The organism is Candidatus Nitrosocosmicus oleophilus (assembly GCF_000802205.1).
Taxonomy (GTDB): domain Archaea; phylum Thermoproteota; class Nitrososphaeria; order Nitrososphaerales; family Nitrososphaeraceae; genus Nitrosocosmicus; species Nitrosocosmicus oleophilus.
This window is the reverse complement of the sequence record NZ_CP012850.1, coordinates 363013-389577: the sequence shown is the minus strand read 5'-3', so window position 1 is coordinate 389577 and position 26565 is coordinate 363013. Positions and strand designations below refer to the sequence as shown.

Annotated in this window: 25 protein-coding genes; 16 read left to right on the top strand and 9 right to left on the bottom strand. The window is 33.7% G+C overall.

Annotated features, from left to right (window positions below; translation table 11 throughout):
• Positions 1-445: 445 nt before the first annotated feature.
• From NMY3_RS01910 to NMY3_RS01890, 5 genes are all read left to right on the top strand, one after another.
• Positions 446-1675: an ammonium transporter gene (locus NMY3_RS01910; protein ID WP_196817273.1), complete on the top strand. Its 1230-nt coding sequence runs from the start codon at positions 446-448 to the stop codon at positions 1673-1675.
• 133 nt (positions 1676-1808) lie between these two features.
• Entirely contained in the window at positions 1809-2177 is a 369-nt protein-coding gene (locus NMY3_RS01905; protein WP_196817272.1) for a hypothetical protein, read from the top strand.
• A 343-nt stretch (positions 2178-2520) separates the two neighbouring features.
• Positions 2521-5274 carry an FTR1 family iron permease gene (locus NMY3_RS01900; RefSeq protein WP_196817271.1) on the top strand — a complete coding sequence of 918 codons (2754 nt, stop codon included), beginning with the start codon at positions 2521-2523 and terminating at the stop codon, positions 5272-5274.
• An 85-nt stretch (positions 5275-5359) separates the two neighbouring features.
• Positions 5360-6025, top strand: a complete 666-nt coding sequence (locus NMY3_RS01895) for a YqaA family protein (RefSeq protein ID WP_196817270.1) — start codon at positions 5360-5362, stop codon at positions 6023-6025.
• 103 nt (positions 6026-6128) lie between these two features.
• Entirely contained in the window at positions 6129-7235 is a 1107-nt protein-coding gene (locus NMY3_RS01890) for a hypothetical protein (protein WP_196817269.1), read from the top strand.
• Positions 7236-7571: 336 nt separating this feature from the next.
• Here NMY3_RS01890 and NMY3_RS01885 read toward each other — a convergent pair whose 3' ends face one another.
• A complete protein-coding gene (locus NMY3_RS01885) occupies positions 7572-8210 on the bottom strand; it encodes a cyclase family protein (protein ID WP_196817268.1) in 639 nt (212 codons plus the stop codon).
• A 251-nt stretch (positions 8211-8461) separates the two neighbouring features.
• Between NMY3_RS01885 and NMY3_RS01880 the strand changes: the two genes are divergently transcribed.
• The 7 genes from NMY3_RS01880 to NMY3_RS01850 all read left to right on the top strand — a co-directional run bounded on the left by NMY3_RS01880 (position 8462) and on the right by NMY3_RS01850 (position 16513).
• The gene (locus tag NMY3_RS01880; RefSeq protein WP_196817267.1) at positions 8462-10063 is read left to right on the top strand and encodes a PQQ-dependent sugar dehydrogenase; all 1602 of its coding nucleotides are present in this window, start codon (positions 8462-8464) and stop codon (positions 10061-10063) included.
• A 323-nt stretch (positions 10064-10386) separates the two neighbouring features.
• Positions 10387-10749, top strand: coding sequence for a hypothetical protein (locus tag NMY3_RS01875; protein ID WP_196817266.1), 363 nt, complete (start codon positions 10387-10389; stop codon positions 10747-10749).
• A 178-nt stretch (positions 10750-10927) separates the two neighbouring features.
• Entirely contained in the window at positions 10928-11320 is a 393-nt protein-coding gene (locus NMY3_RS01870) for a metal-dependent transcriptional regulator (RefSeq protein ID WP_196818444.1), read from the top strand.
• A gap of 43 nt (positions 11321-11363) precedes the next feature.
• Entirely contained in the window at positions 11364-12167 is an 804-nt protein-coding gene (gene murI / locus NMY3_RS01865) for a glutamate racemase (RefSeq protein ID WP_196817265.1), read from the top strand.
• Positions 12168-12252: 85 nt separating this feature from the next.
• A complete protein-coding gene (locus tag NMY3_RS01860) occupies positions 12253-14367 on the top strand; it encodes a hydantoinase/oxoprolinase family protein (RefSeq protein WP_196817264.1) in 2115 nt (704 codons plus the stop codon).
• A 324-nt stretch (positions 14368-14691) separates the two neighbouring features.
• The gene (locus tag NMY3_RS01855) at positions 14692-15576 is read left to right on the top strand and encodes a ribose-phosphate diphosphokinase (RefSeq protein WP_196817263.1); all 885 of its coding nucleotides are present in this window, start codon (positions 14692-14694) and stop codon (positions 15574-15576) included.
• Positions 15539-16513 (top strand): ribonuclease Z, encoded by a 975-nt coding sequence (locus NMY3_RS01850; RefSeq protein ID WP_231100178.1) that lies wholly within the window; start codon positions 15539-15541, stop codon positions 16511-16513. The genes NMY3_RS01855 and NMY3_RS01850 overlap by 38 nt, the downstream gene beginning before the upstream one ends.
• A gap of 17 nt (positions 16514-16530) precedes the next feature.
• Here NMY3_RS01850 and NMY3_RS01845 read toward each other — a convergent pair whose 3' ends face one another.
• Entirely contained in the window at positions 16531-17223 is a 693-nt protein-coding gene (locus tag NMY3_RS01845) for a hypothetical protein (protein WP_196817262.1), read from the bottom strand.
• Between the two features lie 106 nt (positions 17224-17329).
• Positions 17330-17593 carry a hypothetical protein gene (locus NMY3_RS01840; protein ID WP_196817261.1) on the bottom strand — a complete coding sequence of 88 codons (264 nt, stop codon included), beginning with the start codon at positions 17591-17593 and terminating at the stop codon, positions 17330-17332.
• Positions 17594-17996: 403 nt separating this feature from the next.
• Between NMY3_RS01840 and NMY3_RS01835 the strand changes: the two genes are divergently transcribed.
• The gene (locus NMY3_RS01835; RefSeq protein ID WP_196817260.1) at positions 17997-18293 is read left to right on the top strand and encodes a hypothetical protein; all 297 of its coding nucleotides are present in this window, start codon (positions 17997-17999) and stop codon (positions 18291-18293) included.
• On the opposite strand, the gene cobM is transcribed toward NMY3_RS01835, so the two are convergent.
• From cobM to NMY3_RS01815, 4 genes are read right to left on the bottom strand one after another with little or no spacing between them, the layout of a single operon-like run.
• Positions 18290-19081 carry a precorrin-4 C(11)-methyltransferase gene (gene cobM, locus NMY3_RS01830; RefSeq protein ID WP_196817259.1) on the bottom strand — a complete coding sequence of 264 codons (792 nt, stop codon included), beginning with the start codon at positions 19079-19081 and terminating at the stop codon, positions 18290-18292. The genes NMY3_RS01835 and cobM overlap by 4 nt on opposite strands.
• Positions 19078-19809, bottom strand: a complete 732-nt coding sequence (gene cobI, locus NMY3_RS01825) for a precorrin-2 C(20)-methyltransferase (protein WP_196817258.1) — start codon at positions 19807-19809, stop codon at positions 19078-19080. Before cobI ends, cobM begins: the two co-directional genes overlap by 4 nt.
• A gap of 39 nt (positions 19810-19848) precedes the next feature.
• Positions 19849-20436, bottom strand: a complete 588-nt coding sequence (gene cbiT, locus NMY3_RS01820; RefSeq protein ID WP_196817257.1) for a precorrin-6Y C5,15-methyltransferase (decarboxylating) subunit CbiT — start codon at positions 20434-20436, stop codon at positions 19849-19851.
• Between the two features lie 10 nt (positions 20437-20446).
• Complete coding sequence (locus NMY3_RS01815) at positions 20447-20740, bottom strand: hypothetical protein (protein WP_196817256.1); 294 nt, start codon at positions 20738-20740, stop codon at positions 20447-20449.
• Positions 20741-20994: 254 nt separating this feature from the next.
• Between NMY3_RS01815 and rqcH the strand changes: the two genes are divergently transcribed.
• The gene (gene rqcH / locus NMY3_RS01810) at positions 20995-23001 is read left to right on the top strand and encodes a ribosome rescue protein RqcH (RefSeq protein WP_196817255.1); all 2007 of its coding nucleotides are present in this window, start codon (positions 20995-20997) and stop codon (positions 22999-23001) included.
• 76 nt (positions 23002-23077) lie between these two features.
• Positions 23078-23647: a CBS domain-containing protein gene (locus tag NMY3_RS01805; RefSeq protein ID WP_196817254.1), complete on the top strand. Its 570-nt coding sequence runs from the start codon at positions 23078-23080 to the stop codon at positions 23645-23647.
• 193 nt (positions 23648-23840) lie between these two features.
• On the opposite strand, the gene pyrI is transcribed toward NMY3_RS01805, so the two are convergent.
• Together pyrI and NMY3_RS01795 are read right to left on the bottom strand one after the other, a co-directional pair.
• Positions 23841-24302: an aspartate carbamoyltransferase regulatory subunit gene (gene pyrI / locus NMY3_RS01800; protein WP_186434165.1), complete on the bottom strand. Its 462-nt coding sequence runs from the start codon at positions 24300-24302 to the stop codon at positions 23841-23843.
• A 63-nt stretch (positions 24303-24365) separates the two neighbouring features.
• A complete protein-coding gene (locus NMY3_RS01795; RefSeq protein ID WP_196817253.1) occupies positions 24366-25451 on the bottom strand; it encodes a homospermidine biosynthesis protein in 1086 nt (361 codons plus the stop codon).
• A 119-nt stretch (positions 25452-25570) separates the two neighbouring features.
• Here NMY3_RS01795 and NMY3_RS01790 point away from each other — a divergent pair, with 119 nt between their 5' ends.
• On the top strand, positions 25571-26542 hold the full coding sequence (locus tag NMY3_RS01790; protein ID WP_196818442.1) for a deoxyhypusine synthase: 972 nt from the start codon (positions 25571-25573) through the stop codon (positions 26540-26542).
• Positions 26543-26565 lie beyond the last annotated feature (23 nt).

Sequence of the window (26565 nt, the reverse complement as noted above, 5' to 3'; positions counted from 1 at the left end):
CACTGTTAACTGATTAATTTTTCATTATCCTAAATGACTAAAGTGAAGAGTTACTACAATTGCGAATTTTTTTCCTAACTTCTAACTTCTAACTTCTAACTTCTAACTTCTAACTTCTAACTTCTAACTTCTAACTTCTAACTTCTAACTTCTAACTTCTAACTTCTAACTTCTAACTTCTAACTTCTAACTTCTAACTTCTAACTTCTAACTTCTAACTTCTAACTTCTACTTTGGCAATCAATTCCTTATATAGAACATATCGACATAATTTTCTACACATTCGAAGGCATCGAAATTATAAACCTTAATAATTGTATGTTTTAAAATCTGTTAATCAAAAAATCAAAATTTTATGATAATTTTATTAATCTATTCATTTTGATTGAAATTTTTAAGTAAAAAAGGAAAAACTTTATAATCTACTATAAACCTTTTGTGACCGTTGGCAATAGATACTGGCGATACGACGTGGATGTTAATCTCCACTGGATTAGTATTTTTGATGACTCCTGCTCTGGGTTTTTTTGAAGCAGGGTTAATCAGATTAAAAAATTCTTTGTCCGTTATTATGCAGACTATGACGGGAATGGCATTACTATCAACCCTTTGGTTCATAGTAGGCTTCACGTTGGTGTTTGCACCGGACGTTAATGGAATTATAGGGGACCTTCAGTGGTTTTTCTTTAATAATGTACCATATAACGATTCAGTTGTTTGGGCTCCTACAATACCTGGAGTTAACTTTGCCACCTATCAGATGATGTTCGCAGTCATTACTCCTCTACTGATTACTGGCGCTTTTGCAGAACGTATGAAATGGAACGCCTTTTTCATTTTCATAATCGTATGGAGCCTTGTAATTTACTATCCACTTGCCCATTGGATATGGGGTGGCGGTTGGCTGGCAAAGATAGGCGTCTTTGATTTTGCAGGAGGTATCGTTATCCACACAAGTGCGGGTATGGCGGCTCTAGCGTCGGCTTTGGTCTTGGGTAGGCGAAAAGGATTTGGGCCGGAAATTATGGTGCCTCATAATCTTCCGCTTGCGGCTATAGGAGCTACTCTTCTATGGATAGGGTGGTTTGGTTTCAACGCAGGTAGCGCTCTAGCATCAGGTGCCCTTGCCGCAAGTGCCCTACTTGCCACCCAAATAGGAGCTTGTACTTGTGCACTTGTTTGGATACTATTAAGTTGGAAGAGGACTGGAAAGCCTACCGTTAGTGCTGCAATAAATGGTGCAATTTCTGGGTTGGCCGGAGTCACTCCAACGGCTGGTTTCATTACGGGGCAATGGGCATTCGTTTTAGGTATTGTATTGGGCTTTGCATCCTATTACGGAATTGTATTGATAAAGGAGAGATTAAAGATTGACGATGTTTTGGATGTAAGCTCTGTTCACGGAATTACTGGAATTGTTGGCAGCTTGTGGATAGGTCTATTTGCGACTCAGGCAATTAATCCAATTGGTCCAAACGGTTGGCTATATGGAAATCCAATGCAGTTACCAATCCAGGCTTTAGGGGTTGGAGTTGGCGCTCTAATGGGATTTGTTGGAACATTTGTAATCTTGAAGATTCTAGACTATACTATTGGGATTAGAGCTAAGGAGGAAGAAGAGGACTTGGGCCTGGATATTTCGTATCACCAGGAGGTGGCCTATGAAAATAAATAATCTCATCTTTGATTTTTTATCTTCATAAAATCCAATTTTATTTTTTTATAAATTTCTTATAAATTATTTTACTAAAATGTATAGTTATATCTTAACATATTGTTTTTATAGTATTATATTAAATTTTAATCTGATGTCTAATTCATTAGCAAATCACAAAAGAATTGTGCTGCTTTCTGCAACTCTATTTGCTGCTACTTTGTTACTTTTTGGTGCCTATTCATTTAATGGCATAAACGCACAATCATTAGAAAAAATTACAATAGGTCTAAATTCTGCTACTTTCGGACCTTTAACTTCAAATCCATCCGTTAATCAAGTAAAACTATTGGTGGACTATCAAACCAAGGATCTTTCGCTAGTGGATTCCACCATTAACGGAAAAATGGAAGTGTTTGCACCTAATGGAACTCTAATAAAGACTTCTTCCTATCCAAACGGCTTTACAATAACTGATGGGGGATTATCCAATTTGCAACTTCCTTCGGTGACCCTGCACTAACAAGTGTAAAAACAAATGTGACTCTAACTGATTTGAATAAGACTGAAACATTATCAAATACATTATCTTCTGACGTCGCGTTAACCCTTTGAGTTAACAATTTTTATTTTTTTATTATATTTCGACAATGATATCCTATTATATTTAATTCAACATAATGTTTTTATGTAATTAATTAAAAAGTTTGAAGTATTATTGTAATACTTTTAATCCTATTATATCAAACATAGTAAATTTATCAAAGAATGTTTAAATTGCATATCCAACAAAATTAGGGAAGCCTAATGTTATTAGTGTTGACGCCGTGTCTAATTTTTAGCGCTTGCAAGCGAGGTAAAAGAATGTGGTAAAACTACTAGCAACTTTTATCTTGCTATTGTTGATCGTAAATATATCAATTTCATCTGTAAATAATGTTCTAGCTCAAAACTCTACTTCTACCAAAAATCCTGCAATATCAAATGAGGATCTATTGCTTTTGAATGTTAATCTAAATAGAATAGATACACAGCTTGATATCTTATTAAATAAAATAAATAATAATAACAATTCTCTGATATTCGAACATGCTTATATTCCCCACTCTGTAATTTATCCATCGACTAAACCTATTGCGATTGCAGTTGATGAAGAATTGGCTAATAATTTAGAAGCAAACCTTACGGAAGTCGGAATACAATCTCGTGCTGATCCAAATTCTCCTATTATTCTTGCAGACATAACCGACTCCAAAAACATAATCAACGATTTTTACTCAAAATTGAAAGATACGCTTCCTGCACAAGATTTTTCAATTCTTGAATCTCAAACCATGTCATATCTACTAAGAGATGCTTCTAATTCATATGGGTTATATTTGAACACTTCAAAAATTGCCGACGCTGATGTTGCAAAATTGGCCATGATCGATTATGAGAATACAAAAGGGTTGATAAATCAATCAAATACAATTTTTGAAATATTAAAACCGAATATGACTGATACAAAATCTAAAGAGATAGAATATTTTATCACAAATTTGAATACAATAATAGATTCCAAAAGTGATAATACACCCGAGTTTTCAAGAATAGTCTCTGCAATAGAGAATGATCTGAATGAGTCTAATAATATTCGTATACCAAGCACAACTAGCACTGTTGATCCATCTCTCCAGACATATTATGATAACATAGAGATTCTACTAAATAATGCAATTTCCTCCATTCAAAATGGTAATTATCTTGCTGCAGACAAAAATGTATCCTCTGCGTATTTGGATAATTTTGAATACCTTGAAGCCCCAATAGAGGAGGTAAATTCCACCTTAATGTTGCAAATAGAAACAAATATGAGGGAAAATCTGCGTGCTTTAATCAAAAATCAAACCCCGCTTGCTGACATTGAAGCTTACATTTCTAATATAAAAGAAGATCTACAAGTTTCCAAACAGTTGTTGGGATCTACAAATAACACATCTTCTGCCGTTGATCCATCTCTCCAGACATATTATGATAACATAGAGATTCTACTAAATAATGCAATTTCCTCCATTCAAAATGGTAATTATCTTGCTGCAGACAAAAATGTATCCTCTGCGTATTTGGATAATTTTGAATACCTTGAAGCCCCAATAGAGGAGGTAAATTCCACCTTAATGTTGCAAATAGAAACAAATATGAGGGAAAATCTGCGTGCTTTAATCAAAAATCAAACCCCGCTTGCTGACATTGAAGCTTACATTTCTAATATAAAAGAAGATCTACAAGTTTCCAAACAGTTGCTAAGTACCCCTAGTACTGTACAGTCAAACAATAATTTTACCCTGCCATCTTCTTTTGTTACTAATACTGCCAATATCGATTCTCTAAAACAAGGGTTTGGAGTTTACACAGGGGAGAGGCGTTCTATGGGCGAAGCCTCGGAAGATTTCAAGGGGCAGGTTCGTAACGATATAGATTCAATCAGACTTAAATTAGATGAGGTAATATCTATCTACAATCAAAATGATACTTCTCAGGCACTAGCAACCGCTAGATCAGCATATCTTGACAGTTATGAAAATATTGAAATACCCTTGAGACCAATTGATCCAGATTTTACTCTCGAAATGGAGATAAAATTTGCTGAATTACGCAACCTCATTTCATCAAATGCCCCGCCTGATGAGATCGTTTCCAAGATTACGGAACTTAAAAGTGGTTTAGATGAATCCGAACGGTTTGTTTCAGGTATCGGGGTAGTTGCACCTGCTATTGCCTTTTCTTCATCATTTTCAATTATTTTTAGAGAAGGTTTGGAGGCTGCCTTGATACTTGGTGCCATTTTGACATACTTGGAGGCATCGCGAAATGAAAAGTTCAAAAAGCATGTTTACGCTGGAATTGTACTTGCTATAGCACTGACTGCTGTAACATGGTTTGTTGCTCAATTTATAATAGAAATATCTGGTGTACAAAGAGCCCTAATCGAGGCTATAGCTGGCATTGCTGCAGTAGCTGTACTCTTCTGGGTCAGCTTCTGGGTTCTCAACAAGATTGAAACTAAGAAATGGATTGAATTTGTTAAGGCCAAAGTCTGGCAAGCAACGACTACGGGCAGTTTTATGGTATTTGTTTTGTTGTCTTTCTTTACAGTGTATAGGGAAGGATTTGAAACAGTCTTGTTTTATCAAGCTCTATTTTCTTTTGCAAAATATATGGAGATATACGTACTTGCCGGGTTAGTATTGGGCCTGGCTGTAATAATTGCAGTTGTATTCATAATTCGAAAACTGGGAAGGAAGTTACCACTAAGAGTTTTGTTTGGACTTACTATGGCAGTGGGAGCTTTTATGTCGATAACCTTTTTAGGTAATGCAGTACGTGAATTTCAGGAACTTGGATGGATCTCTACTACTCCTATATATAACATAGTACCTCGATTAGATATTAATGTTGCAACGATGACTGGGATCCACCCAACGGTAGAAACAGTAGTGGCTCAAGTCATCTTACTTGCAATATATTTGGTTGGGTCTCTCTATATTCTGTTTATTCAACCTAGACGACAAAAAAAGATAGCCTCGATGAGAAAGTCCGTGAGCGACAATGATAAAAAGGTCCAAAAAGGAGGATAAAGCCTTCTAATAATTACTGTATTTATTATAAAAAATTAATAAAATTAATAAAGTAGTTATATTTGGTAATTTAATATTCTTTTGTTTGATTGATATACCGGACCTATATTCTGTTTACAGCAGTTCAGGTTACATTGGTATATTTATAATCAGCTTTATAGGCAGTATTATTCCATTCATTCCAGTCCCTTATTTTCCAGTCTTAGTCACTTCAGCCTTAGATAAAAGTCTGGACCCAAACCTAATTGTTTTAGTGAGTACTGTGGGGGCAGTTCTGGCAAAAACAATAATCTTTACAGCAAGCTATTACGGTAGGAATATCCTGAGTAATAAGACAAAAACCAGGATGCTTCCTCTTCAAAAACTATTAGGCAAATATGGAGGCACAGGGGTTTTTGTGGCCGCTTTAACACCTATACCAGACGATCTGGTGTACATCCCCCTTGGGATCGCCAAATACAGCCTACCTAAATTTGCGATATTTACATTCGCAGGCAAGTTTATTCTAGGGGCAGTAATTGTTTGGGGAACCGTATTATTGGGTCGACCAATAATGGATAGGTTCCTTATTGTAACAGATTATAATAGTGAATATTCGACTATTTTGATCACTATATTAACCGTATTACTATTAGCTTTGGTATTATATTTTACATTTAAATTTGATTGGGCCAAAATAATTGGTAAATGGTTTCCATGGGCTATAGATAATTCTGAAGGTAATTCTGACGATGTCAACAAAAAAAATTAACTAACCATCTTATCTATTTAGATAACATTTTAATATAATTTTCTTCACCTAAATTATTTTCTAATGTTTAATAACAAAAAAATACCATATATCATGTCTAAAAATGGATAGCGACTCAAATATTGATTTCAATGTTCTGTTTAAAAAAAGTTATAAAGAACTTGGGATTAATTGGCTTGATAATTTAGAAAATGATGATGACTATTTGACTACTATAATGAAGGATTTTCACACCTTATTTCCGGAGATCAAGGTAGTAAATCCATATATGATTTTATTGAAAACGATAACATTTGTCATACAAAAAAATACCTTTGTACTACAAAAGAGCGATGTATATGATTTTTTTATAATGTCATACAAATTTTTGATAGATCATTTAATAAAAAAACAGGTTAATTCTATTCCATTTACTTTGTCTACCTTCGACAATGTTGTCTTTGAAATTTGCAATGACTTCCTTCATACCTATGATACTTTTGACAAAAATATGAAAATTCAGTTTCCTAACTTGCTTGTAGATGTCCTTTGTATAATATTTTTCAAGTCAGATTTAGATGGCAAAAAGGTCTCTCTTTTCCAGTTAAAGACTTACTATGAATCCAAAAAATCATCCTTGCTAGAGCATGTTTATTCTTATCCGTCAAAAGAACTACAATTTTTGCCAGGAAAATCTACTGAAAATTCAAGAGAACAGGTTGATAGTACAGATACCGTTAGGGTACCTTCTACTACAAAAAAAATCTACACCGATGTTAAACGAGATAAATCTCAGTCCTATGCCTCTGAATTAGTAAATACTGGTTACATGACAGATGAAATGGTATCAAGATTAGCAGAAATTGTTCAGCGAGATCCTGATCAAGTCAAAAAATCTTTGTCTGTATTGCCTGAGAAAGAACTACAAAAATTACATGACATTTGTAATAATTATAATAAAATTCTTCGATATGGTAAACTCATTGAATTAAAGGATTTTAAAACAGAAATCGAATCCGAACTTGGTCGTTCTTTATCTGATAAACAAATTCGGCATTCACAAATTTCAATCAAAAAGGTCCAATTTTACATAGAAAACATTTTGGATGGTAAATTTGAAACACATTTGACCCATGGAATTAATCATGTCAAACATAATTTTGAATATGGTTATAGATTGGTTGGCCTAATCAGTAATACAAAATCCAAGAATAAAAAAAACATTTGTTAAGATCCATACAAATGAATTCCTATTTCAGTTCTTAGGATTTTGATACTTAAACATAGAAAAGCGAACTTGTATCATAATATTGCAAAAATAATATGACCTGCGTTGTTGATCTGGGTTAAAAAGATCAGGGTTTGTGAATTAACTGCGAGTGCTAAAAGAGTTCCATATGTCGACTTTAAAAATGTTGGTTACATAGAATTAAGGGTTTCTCTCCTTCATTTTGCATCCTTGAGTTTATGAATATTATTGGTATAATATCATGATCATACCGATTTTATAAATTAATTAGACTGATTTCAAAATCTTTCTTCGCTGTCGAATATTGTTGTGATTCATTCAACCCATTATGGCAAATGCTCTTACGGGTGAGCCAGAACAGTTCTTTAATTTTAATGGCAATGCCACCAAAGTAAATTTTTTATTCAGTAGCCTATCTAAGTTTATCAGATTTTCTATTATTGGAATGTCATTAGCACCAAAAATTCTATGCGCATTAAAGTCATGATCGATAGCGGGATCAATACTGGGACCATCAATTCCTACTAGATTTATCTCAGCTTCTACCAGAAATTTTGCCGCTGCTTCTGATAGGCCGGGGTTTTTATTGAAATACTTATCCAAAGCTCTATTCAATACCCAATTCGTGTTGATTAAGATGGTATCATTTTTTATGATGTTGTGATCTCTTATATCATTTACTTCGATCTTTTCGTTATCTTCTTTTTCAATTTTTAATACTTTAATATTTTCGTTAATTACCAGCCTGTTAAGAGGAATTTTTTCTACCGTAATGCCATCCTTTTGAAAGTGATATGGGGCATCTACATGAGTGCCGACATGTGTACTAGAAAACAATACTTCTGAAGCATATTTGTGATTGTCGAAATTAGACCATTGTAAAATGTTTACTTTTGGTGAATCTGGAAAAACTTGAATAGATTCATCAATTTCCAGTGTTAGATCGATTATATCCAATAGTTCTCACAAGAGGTTTTCAATGGTCCTATTTAGCATTATTCATAATTTCTAAAATAAATCTGGATTTTTTCTCAATAATTAGATGAAGTACACACACTTGAGCACATTAAATCTCTTATTTTGGTGAATATCTTTAAAAACAATACTACGTAACCTTTTAATTAATTCGCGTTTTATTTTTTCTGTTGATAAGACTTGTGTATAACATTAAACTATTGTTTTATTCTTTAGCAATTATTTTAATACTATTGTCTTCAAATTATTCTTCCGTTTATTTTTCTTATGGAGCTTATTCTAAAGCTCAACCCTCCCCAGATGGACCTACAATCAATGATGATAGTCTAACGGTTGAAAAAGTTACTTCCGATTTGACATTTCCAACTAGCATGACTTTTGTGGGAAATAATGATATATTGGTTACTGAAAAAAATACAGGGAGAGTTATGAGAGTACTGGATGGTCAGGTACAAGATAACCCCCTAGTTGATCTATCTGTGGCCTCAAAAATCGAACGTGGATTATTAGGAATTGCGGCTTCAAAACACTTGGACGGAAAAATTTTTGTTTTCTTGTCCTACACTGAATCTGGAAATAATGAAGATGGTAGTGATGTTTCCAATAATGTAGATCCATTAGGAAATAGACTTTATCGTTATCAGTATGTGGACGGTAAATTAATAGATCCAGTCCTCCTTTTAGATCTGACTGCAATTCCAAATAATCTTAATCGAACGGATCACAATGGAGGTAAAGTAACAATTGGGCCGGACAATAACGTCTATATGATAATGGGGGAAGTTGGAGGCCATAGAACTCAGGCACAAAATATAGGAAATGGTCCAGCACCTAATGGCTTAGGCGGCGTTCTCAGAATCACTCAAGACGGTGGATTAGTTGATGATGAGCCAATCTTTGGTGCTGACTTGCCTTTAGGTGTGTACTATGCAATGGGTATTAGGAATAGCTTCGGTATCGATTTTGATCCTATGACTGGTAATTTATGGGATACAGAGAATGGTCCTACAGCAGGCGATGAAATTAATCTGGTTTTTCCTGGCTTTAATAGTGGCTGGTCCTTAATTCAGGGATTCTCTAACGATGATTTGTTGGGTAACGGGGCAACCCCAAATGATCTCGTGAGTTTTGGAAACGGAAAATATGCAGAACCAAAATTTGCTTGGCATATTCCTATAGGTCCGACTGCACTAAAATTTTTGAATTCCGATAAGTTGGGTAAAGAATATGAAAATGATATGTTTGTGGGTGACATTAATAATGGTAATTTATATAGATTTACTTTAAATGAGGCACGTGATGATATTGTCATAAATAACACGAATGTAGGAGGAACAGCCACATTAGCTGATAAAAAAGTGGATAATCCTGTTGAAAGTATCCCTATTACATTTGGGCAAGGCTTCGGTGGAATTACTGATATTCAGGTAGGACCTGATGGTTATATGTATGTCCTAAGCTATACAGGGGATGTGTACAAGATATTGCCCACCTCACAGAGTACCATACCAAAAGCTCAATCTACATTATCGCAATCTAGTGTTGTACCCGAAGGTTCTACCCTGATAACAATTAATGGTATAAGCGGTGATAACTCATACGCACCAAATCCAATTACTATAAACTCTGGTGAAACAATTACGTGGTATAATGCAGATACCATATCACATACTGCTACTTCAGGATCAGACAGCGATCCTGATGAGGGTCAATTGTTTGATTCAGACGCTATACTTTCAAAACAAGCGTTCACCTTAAAATTTGACAATAAGGGTACTTTTGATTATTACTGTGTTTACCACCCATCGATGGTTGGTGAGATTGTAGTAAAATAGTGAGAGCCCTACTACACACTTTTGTTAGTATTAATTTATCTATTTTGGTATTAGATTTGTGTATTGATAGAACTTGAACACAACTTCATCTTTTACATTAACAAAAACTAACTCGGTTAGATTTGACCATGGGTTAAAATATATTTAGCATAATACTGTTCTTTCAAGACATCTGATTATCCCAATAATTATTAATCATTTTTTGAAATCGTAGCACAGAGTATATACAATTTGAAAAAATTATAATAAAATTTTATAGATTAAACTTGAATAATATAACACCGTTTAAATATTAGGTTGCCCTAACAATTAGGGTAGCCTAAATGATGTTATCTGATCAGCGATATTTACTGAATCAAGAAGATAAAAATGCTTCAATTTTATTGAAGGAATTGTTTGATGGATTTTCTTACAAGATTGTAATGTCTATCATCGAAGATTCCAAAACCGTTTTTGAAATTTGCAAAGAAAATGATCTGCCTATTAGCTCGACATACAAAAAAATAAAAAAACTCAAGGACCTTGGACTCTTATTTATAGATAGAATTGTGATAAATGAAAAAGGAAAAAAGGTTGTCTTTTACAAAAGTAAAATCCAATCAGTCGAATTGATATTGAACAAAAAACAAGTCCTTTTACAATTTAAGAAAAACGAACGAAACTTACCTTATTCTATCTCACAATAAGTATTGACATTCAAATGAGGATGAATGAATTTACCATTAACTTTTTTACTTCCATTACTTTTGAATCAATAAAGTTAAAAAATATAACGTATAATCATATACATTGACTGTTTATTCAAAGAATTCTGGACTCCCAGAGCAATTGTATGTAGGCACCGCAGAAGCCGAGCATGTCGAAATGTACTTGAAGGCAATGTGGTCTATTACAGAGAGTGGCCAAGAGTTAAAGGTTAGCTCCATAGCCAAAATTTTAAATGTTACACAACCATCAGTGGTTCAAATGCTTCATAAATTAAATGATTCTCTTTTAATTGATTATAAAAAGGGTTCCATAGTGACACTTACAAAAGAGGGTGAGAACATCGGGAAAAAAATGATACGAAACACTCGACTGTTAGAAGTACTTATGAAAGATGCCTTAAAAATCGATGTAGATGAGGAGATGGTTTGTGGCATTGAACATCATATGAAAGAAATTTTTACCGATGCACTATGCACCCTGTTAAAACATCCCAAGATCTGTCCACATGGATATCATATTCCTGAGGGTAATTGTTGTATTGGAAAGTAATTATATTTCAAACATTTTTACCTCTTATTAAATACTGTTAGTTATGCTATATAGACCAATTGCAGTTTTTGATTCAGGATTGGGTTCGCTATCTGTTGTGAGAGAATTGAGAAAGATTGTTCCCTCTGAGAACATTTTGTATTTTGCAGATAAAAAAAATTTTCCATATGGAAATAAGACTAAGAGTGAATTAAAGTCAATAATGTTAAAATCCATTAATTTTTTGGAGAAATATCAGCCAAAACTAATCGTAATGGCATCAAATACACCATCCGTTCAAATTTATGATGAAATTAAGAACAATTTTTCGACAGCTATCATTTCAACAAAACTACCACTTGATAAGACAATAAGCTTGAGTAGGAAAAAGCACATAGCAATAATGGCATCAAAAGGTACACTTGATAGCAAAGAGTTCAATTACTTGATAAAAAAAGAAATACCTCAACAGATTTTTGTGGATAAGGTTGATTCTTCAGAGATTATTAATCTAGTTGAAAGTGGATCATTTTTATTTGATCAGAAATTTACCTCTGATAAAATTCGAGAAATAATTGAATCAAATATTGATGACACAATTGATGTTATTGCGTTGGGTAGCACCCATTTGCCATTCGTTAAAAATTATATTGAAGATATTTTGCCATCGATAAAGTTCATCAATTCTTCAGCTGAAGTTGCAAAAGATGTGAAGAGTTATCTCAAATATACTGGAGATTTGGATAAGAACAAGAATAGCAAAGGCAAGCTCGAAATTCTTGTTTCTGCAGATAAAAAAAACTTTCAGTCAATTCTTAGATACATGGGAATCAAAGAAATAATATTTGATGTCTCGCTACAAATGTAACTCTTCGATATGGTAGCATTTAAATTACTTGTAATGCATGAAACAAACGTTTTTCTGGTTCTTATGGAAGCGAGTGAGCAAAAGGATGAAAAAAATTAGGATCGGAATAGATGTAGGGGGCACCTTTACCAAAGCCGTAGCTATTGATGTAATTGAAAAAAGAATACTAGGAAAAAAATCTGTTTCAACCACACATTCTTTAGAAGGGGGTGTTTCTGTAGGCATAGTTGACGCCTTATCCACATTAATAGAGATGTGCAGCATAGACTATAAAGAAATAGAGTTAATTTCTCATAGTACTACCCAAGCTGTCAATGCCTTTCTTGAGGGAGACGTATCAAAAGTTGGCATTATTGGAATGGGGGTAGGAATGGAAAAAACGAATGTCATGAAAAGAACTCATATTAAAGATATATCACTAAATTCCAATAAATTTCTCAGAACCTGTTATACCTTTTTAGATACTTCCAAGTATTTAGAGGAGCCTGGGATCAAAAAATCCATAGAGAATTTGGTTTCAGAGGGAGCTCAATCCATAGTTGTAAGTGAAGCTTTCGGAGTTGATGATCCAAGTAACGAATTATTTGTAATGAAACATTCTAAACTTCCTTGTACTGCCGGCCATGAATTAACTGGAATTTATGGATTAGAGATCAGAACTTTGACAGCAACAATTAATGCTAGCATTCTTCCAAAAGCCACAAGTACCGCAAATTACGTTAAATCTGCAGTCAATAACTTAGGTATAGATGTACCAGTAATGATAATGAAAGGTGATGGGGGTGTAACCACGTTGGATTCTTTTTTGCACAAGCCCATAATAACGGTGCTTTCAGGCCCAGCTGCAAGTGTTGTAGGCGCATTGCTCTTTTTGCAGGTTTTAGAAGGTATATTTATTGAAGTTGGTGGTACTTCAACTAACATTAGTATAATTAAGGATGGAAAGCCCGAAATGCGTTATGTGAACATAATGGAACATCCAACTTGTATAAGATCACTTGATGTAAGAATTTGTGGTGTTGCTGGGGGGTCTTTATTGAGACTTTCATCAAAGAGAAGAATTATTGATGTTGGTCCTCGATCCTCACACATTGCAGGATTAGAATATTCTTGTTTTGCCGATCCTGATGAATTGATAAAGGGTGAAATTGTACCTATTAGTCCATTGAATAATGATCCAAGTGACTATATTAGTATCAAAGTTCCTGGGGGAAAATCATACGGGGTCACCAACACATGTGCTGCAAATGCATTAGGTCTCATCCCAAAAAATGATAATGCATATGGAAATGCGGATTCAGCTAGGATTGCATTTACGAAGTTGGCCACATATATGGGAATGCCGCCTGAGCAAATTGCTAGACAAGTTTTGGATATTTCTGTTTCAAAGATATCGGATTATATAATTCCAATGGTAAAAGAGTACAAATTATCAAAGAATAGAATAGTGGTTATTGGAGGAGGAGGAGGCGCTTCGGTTTTGGTACCACTTGTTGCTAAGGAACTAGGTTTTGAATACAAAAAAGCAGATTACGCCGATGTCATTTCATCTATAGGTGTAGCCACAGGAATGATTTATGAAGAGAAAGAGAAAACCATTAATAATCCCACTCCTGAAGATGTTACTCAATTAATAACGGAGATTAAAGATGTAGCTATAAGAAAAAATGCATCTCCTAATTCACTATCCGTTCAATCAGAATATATAAGCGATCGTTCAATTTTGAGAGTCACTGTTATCGGTAATGTTACTCTAGACTTGAATAATGTCGGTTCTAGAGAGTTAAAACAAGAGGAAGTAGTAGAGATTGCAAAAACCTTGTTTCATAATGATGGGGATATTACTTTGGAACATACGCTAGGAAATTATTATATTTTTACGAATTCATATCAGAAAAAAAAATTATTCTTTAAAACAAGAATGCAATCCATATTGGTATTAGATAAATTTGGGAGAGTACGCCTCTCATTGGATAATGGCAAATTGATACATGGCTTTTCAACCAAAATGTCTGCAGATCTCCCATCAATTATCTCCAAATTTTCTTCAAATTCTGATCTATCTCCAAATGTTCAATTGGTTGATGGATTTCAACTATTGGATTTTTCAAGTCTAAACGCGAACGAACAAGTAATTCAAGCTATTAGAGAACAGTTGGATAAAATTGATTCTGAGGTCTTGTTAATCATTAAGCAATAGTAATTCCGTTAATTGCACAATATGATTCTATGCTGTTACATGATCACATCCAATTGATCTCTTTATGTTCATAGCAAAGTGGTAAATAATTTCAACCATCTTCCTATGGATGATGTTCTAGCGATCCTGCCTAATTCTTTATCATGTTTTTCTACAATGTATTCTTGTGAACATTGATCTCAAATCGGATATACATATCAGTTACATCAATCCATTTGATATATTTTTGAAATTCGTACATACTTAATATAGGATATTATTCATAGTTCAACATTTTTAAGATTCTCATATCATTTCAATCATGTCATGAAAGATGTAGTCGTATTGCCGGGACCTTCTTCAATTGAATTGGGGAGTTCCATTGCTTCGTGTTTAAATGTTGATGCTGTCGAAGTCGAATTACGCACTTTTTCTGATGGCGAAAGTAAAATAAGAATTAATGCGAATTTACTTGATAAAAAATGCATTGTTGTACAATCTACTTATCCACCAGTAGATTCACATTTTTTACAGGCATTGATGATGCTGTCATATTGTAATGACTTTGGTGCTTCAGAAGTTATTCCGGTTATCCCTTACATGGGTTATGCCAGACAGGATAGAGTATTTCTGGAAGGCGAATTTGTGACTATGTCAATGATAGCAAAACTTTTTGAATATTTTGGAACTCGTAGTCTGATAACTGTTGATATACACAGTACTAAGGCATTATCTTATTTCAATTGTGACATTTCTAATATTTCTTCTATGCCATTACTGGCAAAATATGCCATTAACAATTTTAGTTTAACAGAACCTATTATTGTGTCACCAGACCTTGGCGGAGTTCCTAGAGCAAAAGAGTTTGCTGGAATTATGAATGCTTCTTTCCTTGGGTTAAGAAAAAATAGAGATAGATTCACTGGAAATATTACCATGGATGAAAAACTAGATATTACAATTAAGAATCGAGATATTGTGATTCTTGATGATATGGTATCTAGTGGAGGAACTATACTAAGGGCCGTGGATATATTAAAAAATAATGGTTGCGGCAAAGTCTTTGTTATGTGCGTTCATGCTCTGTCGGATGAAAAATCCATAACTTTGTTAAAGAGTTCTGGGATAAATGAGATTGTTTCTACCAATAGTATCCCAAGATCCTGTTCAAAGGTTGATTTGAGTAGCGAGATTGCAAGAACCTTGTCTTCCATTTTATCACGTAGTTGAACATTATATGGTGAATCTCGAAGTTATTTTTCTTGGAACATCTGCAGCGATGCCTGCAGAAGACAGGTCACTTTCTTCTCTTGTAGTAAATAGAAATGGAACTTTGTTGATTTTTGACGCTGGAGAGGGGATGCAATATAATTTTATTCGTACTGGATTGGGGTTTAATAGGAAAACTATGATATTCATTACTCATATGCACTCTGATCATATCTTAGGCATATTGGGTTTTCTACAAACACTATCACTACAGGGTAGAAAGGCTGGGGTTGATATTTTTGGTCCAGAACTACTGTATGATTTCTTAGTTGAGAACATGAAATTGCTCCCGATTAAATTAACTTTTCAACTAGACATTCATGTAATTCCTAATTCTCAAGGAACTATTGTAGAGGAGAAGGACTATAAGATATTATACTGTAAATCCGAACATGGTCCTAATATTTGTTCATATGCATATTGTTTGCTTGAAAATGATAGACCCGGAAAATTCAACGTAGGACGAGCAAAAGAATTAGGTATTCCCGAAGGAGAATTATATGGCTCACTTCAAAAAGGTGTAGATGTTATTTATGATGATAAATTATTTTATTCTCATGATATAGTTGGTCCTACAAGACCTGGTAGGAAAATTGGTATTTCTGGAGACACGCGTCCATCTGACAGTCTGTGCGATTTTTTTAGAAATTGTGATTTACTGATCTTCGAATCAACATTCTCATCCAATGAACTTACAAAGGCAATAGAGTCCTACCATTCTACTGCCATCGAAACTGCAACTCTAGCTAAGATGGCTTCTGTACGTAGATTATGTCTGACCCACTTTAGTAGTAGATATAAAGATCTAAATGTCTTATTATATGAGGCCAAATCAATATTCTTTCATACCGAATTGGCATTTGATCTGAAAATAATACCGGTTCATTACCTAAAATAGCATCAAAATGCTGTTCATTAACTAATCTTTTCTATAAAGTTCTTTAATACTTCCTTCTTGTCATTAGATAACACCATGCAAGCATCCACCAGTTCTTTTTCAATCGTTATTTGATTGGATATTACCTTCTTAAGATTTTCAATGTCAAGCTTATCTAGTCTTTCTATTTCTCCACGATTATATGCCACAATGTACTCGTTTATTATTTTCAAAATAAAGGTCGGGGCATAGCGTGACAGTAATAAAATTCCGTCATTTATTACACTATTATTTTCATTAATACTTGCATTATTCGCATTTGAATTTAAAAGATAAATCTCAAGCAGCTTCATTCGCAATCTAATGTCGCCTGTTTCCTCAATGGTTGATGCTATTATAAGGCCTGTATTAGTAAGCTCGTAATACGGTATTCCTTCAATTTGAAGGGCTTTTGGACCCCTTTTTATTGGCAACCTGCCACCCTCTTTTACTACGTTTGCGGGTATCAATACCTCGTCAAGATCTTTAAAAATAGCCGAGTAAATATTTTGCCAGGCTACGCCATATTTCTTGGCCAAAATATGAGCAATTGCAGTCCTAGTTTTTCCACTAGGGTTCTTTTCTAATGCTATATGTGCTATTATTCCTCTTTGTCTCTTGGATTCTCTAGTTGATTTTGCTTGATGAGTTTTAAAAGTATCGAAAATTGCTATGTGACTACCTCTCTTCAAAACTCGAATACTTTTTATCTAATAGTATATTTATATATATTTTATTTTTGTTATTTTTATGTTATATTGAATATATAATAAAAAAATATTACTTTAAAAAAAAATATTATTTTTTAATTTGACGCATTACGTCTACTTGACCACTATGAAGCCAGTCTTTCAATTCTTCATGTGATGGTTTTGTATCATGTTTACCCTGAAGATGAAGATGAAGTAATACATAATTTACCTGATTCAATAAAACCTTGTTGGCTTCATCGCCCTTGCGAGCTTTTGTTTTCAAATCTCCGGGTACGGTTGCCCACCATTCATCAAATGTTCTGTTCTTTTTAGTATTAGTTTGTGAACCAAATCCCTTTGGTAATGTCATGTTGCATCTAAGTTAATCAAGGATGGTATTAAATGTTTTTTAATTCGTATTTACGAATTTTGAATATATTTAAACATTCTTTTCTATAAGTGTATTTTCCGAACGAGTTATGTGAATCTATACAAAATTTACAAATTATTCTGATTTTCCACTATTTTTTTACCATTAATATTTTGAGAAAAGAATAATCAATGATAAATGAAAATCCTGAATAATTGTATCAATGGATCCTAATCTTTTCTCATGAAATTCGTAATAAATTCTTCAAAACGATTAATTTTTCAATTACATATATTGTTGATTTGATGGTAGAAATGATAATGAAAATGTACCGACGGGGATTTTTAATACGAAATGGTGATGATTAGTAATCATTTTATAAATACTCAGTATTAGGTTTAGTATGTCTAATATTGATACCGAAAAAAATGTTTATGTGATAGTTCATGGTCAAAAGCAATTATTTGAAACTGTTAAATCAAGACTTGGTGATACTGGTTTGAAAACAGAAAAATTAATTTTGGCTGATATGAATAAACCAGGTAATGAGGGCGATTATATTGCAATGTTATGGCCTCCAATGGCTCCTACAGAAATCATATTGAGTCAAATTATAGATTTCAATGGACCTGAGGGACGAGGTATGGGAGCTTGGGCGACTGTAAATCAAAAAGAATTACAGCGTATCCCTCTCAATTAAGAGCTAGAACTACTCTCTTTACTTTTTCTATATCCATGGGTAAACTGTGAATCATAAACTTTGGAAAATTCATATTTTTTTGGTGCTATCACATCTCCAACCACTATTAATGCAGTTTTTACAATCCTTTCTTCTTTGACTTTCTTTGTAATGGTACCAAGAGTGCCCTTCAGTATTTTTTGATCTTTCCATGTTGCTTTGAATATTATTGCAACTGGTGTATCGTTAGTATAAACTCCGCCCTTCAATAATTCTTCAATAACCCTTTCAAGTAAATGCACGCTTAAATAAAATGCCATGGTCGATCCATGTTTTGACAATTCTGAAATTCGCTCTCTGTCTGGAACAGGTGTTCTGAATTCTGCGCGAGTTATGATTATTGTTTGAGTAATGCCAGGCAAAGTTAATTCTAGATTCATCGATGCTGCTGCACCAAGAAGTGAAGTAATTCCAGGAATAACACTACATTCAATTTCATCTTTCTCTAATCTGTCTATTTGTTCTCTTATAGTACTAAAAATAGCTGGGTCTCCATCATGAAACCTAATCGCCAACTTGCCCTTTCTTGTAGAATCCTTTAGAATTTCATATATTTCTAATCTGTCTAATTTCGCTGCATCGTATAATTGAGCATCTCTTTTAGCATACCTCAGTAATTCAGGATTTAATAACGATCCTGAATATATTATTACATCAGCGTTTTCTAAAAGGTTCTTTGCTTTTATTGTAATTAATTCAGGGTCTCCGGGTCCTGAACCTACAAAATAAACTGTATTCTTTTGGATCATTTTTTCTTTTTGGCTATCATTATTGAAAAGTACTTATCATTGTTTTCATTTTTGTTTTTTGCCACGTCAACAAGCTTCCTTTTTTGTAATGTTTCATTATCGGTGGAGACATCTTCAGCAATAAAAATATCCGAATCCTCTGGAAAACTTGATTCCATTAGTATGTCTATTACATTATTAAAATATCGACCGTCCTTTAAAAAAACAAGTGTATCGCAGCATTCTGCTGCTATCTTTAATCTGTCCAGGTTATAGCATGCTGGGATTATTCCTATTATCTCCTCTCCTTCTCCTATTGGAGTTTTAATTTCTGCAGAAAACGAGAAAATGGATGTTATTCCTGGTACTATCTCTATCTCAATGTCCTTATGTGTCTTACACATTTCTTTATGAATATATATCCAAGTACTGTAAAGAGATGGATCACCTACGGTTAAATAAACAGCTTTTTTTCCATTTCTGACCGCATCTGCTATTTCTTTGGCATTACTCTTCCAATGTTCTCTTAATTTCTCATAATCTTTTACCATAGGAAATATTAATTGACGAATTTCAGTTTCTTTGACTAGGAATTTTTCGACTATTGACAATGCAACACTGGGTTTGTTCTCTCTCGCGGTTGGGGTATAAATCACATCAGCATTTTTTATGATATTGATTGCTTTCAAAGTTAGTAAATCGGGATCACCAGGACCACAGCCAACACAATGTAGTGTAAAATTACCCATAATGGATTTTTAGAAAATATTAATTAAAGTTTTTGTATTTCACTTTGTACCGGAGAAAATTATTACCGGATTTCTTGAAATCATCATAGTCCCTGAGCTGGTCTTTTTTGCCTTTGCAATAGTCACCTGGGTTATATCTATCTCTTGCAATTCTGAATCTTGCATGGCCCTAAGTGCATTGTATATAGTTTCTATCAAGATGGATGTGACCACTAATCTCCCCCCTTGATTTAACTTGGAAATGGCTAATTTTATTATCTGTTCGGTTTCTCCAGTAGTTCCACCTATTACAATTGCGTCAACATTCGGCAACTTTGGTAATACATCCTGAGCCAATCCATGTATTATCATGGCATCATTTAAGATTCCAAATTTTGATAAATTTTTCTCCGTAAGGTCTATCGCAGCCTTGTCCATATCAATAGCATAAACTTTACCTTTTGTTTGAAGAATCAACTCCGCAGTTATACTGCCACTACCACATCCAATATCTAATGTCGTAAACCCTTCTTTTAGTCGTAGTTTGCTAATTATTATCGATCGAATGTCTTCTTTTGTAATTGGTACGTTGTCTATCCTGTCAAAAAATTCATCAGGAATGCCAGGAGTCTTATAATTCCAATTCATTTCCATCGTTTCATATGATGTGTTGGTTTAACACCGTATATGTTAATACCATAAACGTAAGTAACATGAAAATAAAACCAAAAATTGCTATTGTAATTATTTTTTTCTTTTTTTCTTTAGGAAGGTCCCCAGCCATCCTACTTGCAATTATATGAGATATGGAGTAAAAAATAATGCCTACTAATATTGTTAATCCTATAGTATTGGATTGATCAGAATTAGGTTTTACGATGGCACCCAAAATGGATCCTGCGATTGCAGCCATAACGACTCTTAAATAATATATTTTATCTTCTATTTGCAAGGATATGCGCTATTAGTTTTTAATCAGCCACATTTAATTCCTACTTTCTTGGATCAGAAAAAGACAAAGTCTGCACGCATGATGACCCATTCCTTGCGAACGATTCATGAGTTTGAAACAGCCTCACAATACTATCAATTCTAATAATCTATTCCTGAATTCAAATTCATTTGGTTCTGCTAATCTCAAATTCCGAATAGCGGTATATTGTATATTGTATCTTATTATATTCAATAAGATCATGATAAATTTAGATGGCTATTTCAGAGATTGAACTTAGATATATTGTAAATAACATCAAAGAAGTTATTGATGATATTTATTATATAAGCAATATTTCTCTTATAACAAAAAACACTCTGATCCTAAAATTTCACCATTCACAAAAAAATGATGTTTCACTTCTAGTTTCCTCCTTTGGAATCTGTATTACCAAGTATAAATATTCTATTATTGAAGATAATGACTCTTTAAAAAAAATTAAGACTGATCTTGAACGGTCAAAACTGATCGATATTTCTGTTGTATCTGGAGAACGAATAGTTCAATTTGTTTTTCAATCTATTCAAGGATTGAAATATTATTTAATTGTCGAATTGTTTGGTCATGGCAACATAATAATTTGTAATGACTCTCACAAGATTTTGAATATTCTAAATCCGATTAATGTTCGACATAGGGTGTTGAAACCTGGGTTGAAATACTTTCCTCCTCCTTCTAGAGGAGCTGATCCTCTATCCTTAGATTATGACGATTTTTTATCTTTAATCAAGAATAGCGATCAGGGCAATATTGATATAAAAAGATGGTTAGGACGAACGTTATCAATTTCAAAGAAATTTATCGAATTGGCAGTTCAAAGTAGTAAAGTCTCAAATAAGAAAGTTAGAGACCTGACTTCAGTTGAACTAAAGAACTTGTTCGAAGAATTGACCTCATTAATAAGAAATATTTCAACCGGTATTGGACATGACCCATGCATTATTTTAGATGATGAGAATAATCCTGCAGACGTAAGCCCGATAACTCCATCCGATGTTCCGCTTGATCATATTAGAAAATATAGCTTGTACACTGATGCAATTGATGAATTCTTAAACTATTCTGTTTTACATACCAGTTCATCGAGAAACTCCGAATTAGAAAAACAGATCGAATCATTAGAACATGATTTGAATGAACAGAAAAAAGCTAAAGACTTAGTTATTGCAAAATCAAACAAGCTCAGAGAATTTGCCAATCTACTTATGCAAGAGACTGACGGGGTGTTGAATCCAGGAAAACACTCGATTGCAAAATTACTTCATGCTTCTGATGCTAAAATTTTGAGCATAAAAGGGAAAGATTATCTAGAGATTGTAGATGAAAAAATAGCTATAGATATAGGGAATTCTAACATCCCAAAAATTTCTTCCTTGCTATTTAATGTCGCAAAGGACATGGAAAGAGGATTGATTACCATAGAGAATTCCCATTCAAAATTGCTTGAACAAATGGACAAAATTCAAAAACAGAAAAACAAAAAACCATTATCAGAAATTAAGATTTTGACTAATAAGGAATGGTATGAAAAATATCGATGGTTTCTTACAACTGACGATGTGTTGACTATAGGCGGCAGGGATTCATCGTCAAATTCAGTACTTATAAGAAGACATCTTACAGAAAATGACTATGTTTTTCATGCAGAGGTTAATGGTTCTCCATTCTTTATATTAAAGAACGCTAATAACAAGACCAGCGCGGATCTGTCACAAAGTATCATTGAAACTGCTCAGGCTACTGTATCTTTTAGTAGGTCCTGGAAGGATAATCTTTCTTCTGCTGATGCGTATTGGGTCTATCCTACTCAGGTAAAAAAAGGCGCACCTACAGGTCAGTATCTTCCAAAAGGGGCATTTATAATTGAAGGCAAGAGAAATTTTGTAAAAAATTTGGAAATAAAGCTTGCAATTGGTTTGTCTTTTATTGAAGACCGACCATTATTTATTGTTGGACCTTTCTCTGCAATCTTGAAAAGATCTATATATTTAAGAAATATGATGCCATCTGGCTTTGATGTTGTAAAGGCTTCAAAAAAGATAAAATCTGATTTTGTAGATTACTCTATAAAAAATGAATATCCTGAACGCTTGATAAACCATCTAAAGCATTTGTCAATAGATGAAATAGTAAGAATCTTGCCTGTAGGTCAATTCAAACTATTGCCTATTGAAAAAGGCGAGTTAAAATATGATTTCAATAATTTCTTACCAAAGTAATTAAATTCAAACATTGATGGGTACGAATCAAAATACGAATAGAAAAGTAATTAAATTCAAACTCTGAAGATTTGATGTGTCTAAAGATATTAGAGATGAAACTACTGCCATGACCACTCGTGTATTAGTTAGTGATGTCATGAATAGCCCTATAGTTCATGCAGGACCAAACGATGACCTTGTCACGATTTCAAAACTTATGACTAATGCAAAAATTGGAAGCATTGTTATTTTAAATAACGATAAACCGCTTGGAATAATTACTGACTGGGATATTGTTTCCAAAGCAATAGCTGCCGGTTCAATCCCTTCTGATATCAAAGCTTCGGATATAATGAACCAGTTAATTACCATCACTGGAGAGGAAAGTATTACATCCGCTGCCAGACTTTTACGACAACATGGAATCAAGCGTTTGGGAGTGACCCATAAAGGCAATTTAGTCGGAATTATTTCGGTGTCTGATGTTCTTGCCGTTACACCGGAATTATTTGATGTGGTTTCTGAAAAATCGCTACTTATAAGAGGCGAGATTGGACGTTCTCCACGAAATATTTCTGGATATTGCGATGAATGTGGTGAATGGTCTGATTTTCTACTTTATGCAGATGGTTCTTACACCTGTGAAGTTTGCAGAGGGGAGTGACACAGGTTGGCAAGCATATTTTGATCATAAAGTATCACACATTTAGTTACGAATAACACTTTTCATCTGCATATGAATGAATTAGCGATCGTATCATAGGACGTTCAACCTTTTTTCAGATCATTTTGGAAAAAAACCAAAAGACATCATCTCTCTCTTTTCAATTCATAGTCTTCTTCTTGATGTTTATGTTCTATTTAATTAATTCATTAGTGGTTATGGATCGTGCACAATATTGACATTTCAATAGTATATTTTTTTTGTCAATTATTTCGATTTTCGAACTCAATCCTTCTTCGGTGTTTGTAATGCATCTTAAATTAGGACATTTAAAAAAACCTATTATCTTATCAGGAAGCTGAATTCTTCTCTTTTCGGTTAACTTGTAATCTTTAATTATATTGATGGTTGCATTAGGAGCAATTAATGCTAGCTTGTCAGTTTCTTTCTTTTCCAAAAACTTGTTTTCTACTTTTATGATATCTTTTTTTTTCTGTTTAACACTTGGTACGTTTAAAGCTACTGTTATTACATTCCCCTCTTGACCTGTAATATTTAATATGTTAAGAACAAGCAGCGCTCTCGGAGATTCTATATGATCAATGACGGTACCGTTTCTTATTCTTCTTACCAAAAGTTGATTGAATTCTGACATACGTATACAGATACATTAGTCTATTTTCTGTTTTTTCTATATTACTATTATTTATTCATCCTGCTATTTGGTTTTATTTTTTTTCATATATTGTGTTTTCATTTCTTCAACCCAGGAATCCTTCTTCTTGTAAATTTGTTTTTTACTCCTTGGTTTACATTCACTCAACAGATAAGAACAAAGAATTGGAAAATAGACCGATGTATCGCCATAAACTATTACATTTCCTTTGTGCGAAGTTTTAATCTTCCCCCAACTTTTACCCTCTTGCAATGTCGCTCCTGATAGACCCCCAGTATCGGGTCTCGCATCAGTGAGCTGGATTATGAAATCATGTCCTCCTTCCTTGATTTTTAAAATTTGGTACAGGGCTGGACCGGTCTGCTGAAAAAAGTTCTTAGGCACTCCTCCACCCAACTCTAATCCACCTGATACATTACTTTTCCATAAGATTGCTGTTGATTCTGCGATATCTTTTATAGGATTGATTGCTTTCTTTCCATCCAGCATTGAAGGTAGCATGTTCAATCCGATTGAAGAATCGCTGAGTGCTGGCATATAAATAGGGACATTAGATTTGTATGCTGAGACCATAAATGATTTGTCAGGCGCCTTGGATTTTTCAGCAGCTTCTTTTCCTATCAAATAAGATAGATCAGCAGTTGAGCTATTTGTCAGGTCGATATGGTTTTGGTATATATTTTGAATATTTTTTTGAATTATTGTATCCTGGGATTGAAGGGTACCATATTCTTTTATATATACATCATAAATTCTTACGATTTGTTTCGAATATAATATATCATCATCCACATCAAAATGGCCTTGCCTAACGGGTAAGTCATATGCAAAGTGTAAATCATGATAGGCATTTGCACCTGTTGTAACAATCCAATCTACAAAACCGTTATCTATCATACTTGATATAATCTTCCCAAATCCTATTGGAGTTAATGCTCCCGCTATAGTCAAGCAAATTGTCGCATCAGATTCTACCATTCTTTTCATTATGTCTGCAGCCTCTGCTAGTCTCCTTGCATTGTATCCTGTATTTCTGAATAAATCTATCAATTCTGATATATTCATATTAGCAAAGATTTCCGGGGGGTCAATTTTTTTCCCTGAAAAACTATGTCGGTTATAGCTCAATCCCTTTGATCTAGATCGAACTTATTATAATTGTAATCTAACTAAACAACATCAAGTAAAGCATATAATTTAAAGTAATTTATTAATGTGAAAATATTTACATCATTTTATTGAGACAAATCAAAAAAAAGAATGTTGATGTTAGAGATAGTCCGAATTATTTATTCAAAGATGTACGGGATTATTCTATAAACCAAAGAACATCGATAAACCAGATTTTAAAAAATATGGCTGATTCCGGTGGATTTGAGGGAAGGCACTTGGCTAATGGCGTTGAAATACTCAAAAATATGCTAAATGAAAAAAACTGTACGAAGTTCATATCATTTGTCGGTGCCCTTATTTCTACGGGGAACCGAGGTATCGTACGCGATATGATAAAGAATAAGATGTTTGATTGTATTATCACAACATGTGGTGCATTAGATCACGATATTGCTAAATCTTTTTCCTCATATTATGAAGGTGATTTTAGATTAGATGATCAATTTCTACTAAAGAAAGATATTCATAGATTAGGCAACATATTGATACCAAACAAGAATTATGGACCTCTTATTGAAAATAAAGTTCAATCTTTTTTGCAAAAACTGTACGATAGTTCAAAATCTTCGCGGGAATTGGCCCCATCTGAAATAATTAGATATATTGGAAGTCACTTAAACGAATCTTCCTTCTTATACTGGGCTTTTAAGAACAATATTCCTGTATTTGTTCCTGGAATTGTTGATGGAGCGGTGGGTAACCAGATTTGGTTATTTAATCAATCTCATAAAGATTTCAAAATTGATATACTAAAAGATCAGACAAAGTTATCTGAGATAATTTTTGATGCAAAAAAGACTGGAGCTTTCATGTTGGGAGGAGGACTTTCAAAACATCATACTCTTTGGTGGAATCAATATAGAGGTGGACTGGACTATGCGGTATATATTACAACAGCATCTGAATGGGATGGAAGTCTAAGCGGAGCTCCAGTTGCCGAGGCTATATCTTGGGGAAAGGTTACTGCACAAGCTAAGCAAATTACAATTCATGCAGATGTAAGCACCGTGTTACCCTTCATTTACCACGGATTGATATCAAAATAAAAAAATGTTCTTCTTAGATGGAG

Excerpts from the sequence above, each read along its gene's own strand:
- pyrI (WP_186434165.1), bottom strand. The coding sequence starts at position 24,302 with ATGTCAGAATTCAATCAACTTTTGGTAAGAAGAATAAGAAACGGTACC.
- rqcH (WP_196817255.1), top strand. The coding sequence starts at position 20,995 with ATGGCTATTTCAGAGATTGAACTTAGATATATTGTAAATAACATCAAA.
- NMY3_RS01875 (WP_196817266.1), top strand. The coding sequence starts at position 10,387 with ATGATGTTATCTGATCAGCGATATTTACTGAATCAAGAAGATAAAAAT.
- NMY3_RS01840 (WP_196817261.1), bottom strand. The coding sequence starts at position 17,593 with ATGACATTACCAAAGGGATTTGGTTCACAAACTAATACTAAAAAGAAC.
- NMY3_RS01870 (WP_196818444.1), top strand. The coding sequence starts at position 10,928 with ATGTACTTGAAGGCAATGTGGTCTATTACAGAGAGTGGCCAAGAGTTA.
- cbiT (WP_196817257.1), bottom strand. The coding sequence starts at position 20,436 with ATGAATTGGAATTATAAGACTCCTGGCATTCCTGATGAATTTTTTGAC.
- cobM (WP_196817259.1), bottom strand. The coding sequence starts at position 19,081 with ATGATCCAAAAGAATACAGTTTATTTTGTAGGTTCAGGACCCGGAGAC.
- cobI (WP_196817258.1), bottom strand. The coding sequence starts at position 19,809 with ATGGGTAATTTTACACTACATTGTGTTGGCTGTGGTCCTGGTGATCCC.
- NMY3_RS01835 (WP_196817260.1), top strand. The coding sequence starts at position 17,997 with ATGTCTAATATTGATACCGAAAAAAATGTTTATGTGATAGTTCATGGT.
- NMY3_RS01905 (WP_196817272.1), top strand. The coding sequence starts at position 1,809 with ATGTCTAATTCATTAGCAAATCACAAAAGAATTGTGCTGCTTTCTGCA.
- NMY3_RS01890 (WP_196817269.1), top strand. The coding sequence starts at position 6,129 with ATGGATAGCGACTCAAATATTGATTTCAATGTTCTGTTTAAAAAAAGT.
- murI (WP_196817265.1), top strand. The coding sequence starts at position 11,364 with ATGCTATATAGACCAATTGCAGTTTTTGATTCAGGATTGGGTTCGCTA.
- NMY3_RS01860 (WP_196817264.1), top strand. The coding sequence starts at position 12,253 with ATGAAAAAAATTAGGATCGGAATAGATGTAGGGGGCACCTTTACCAAA.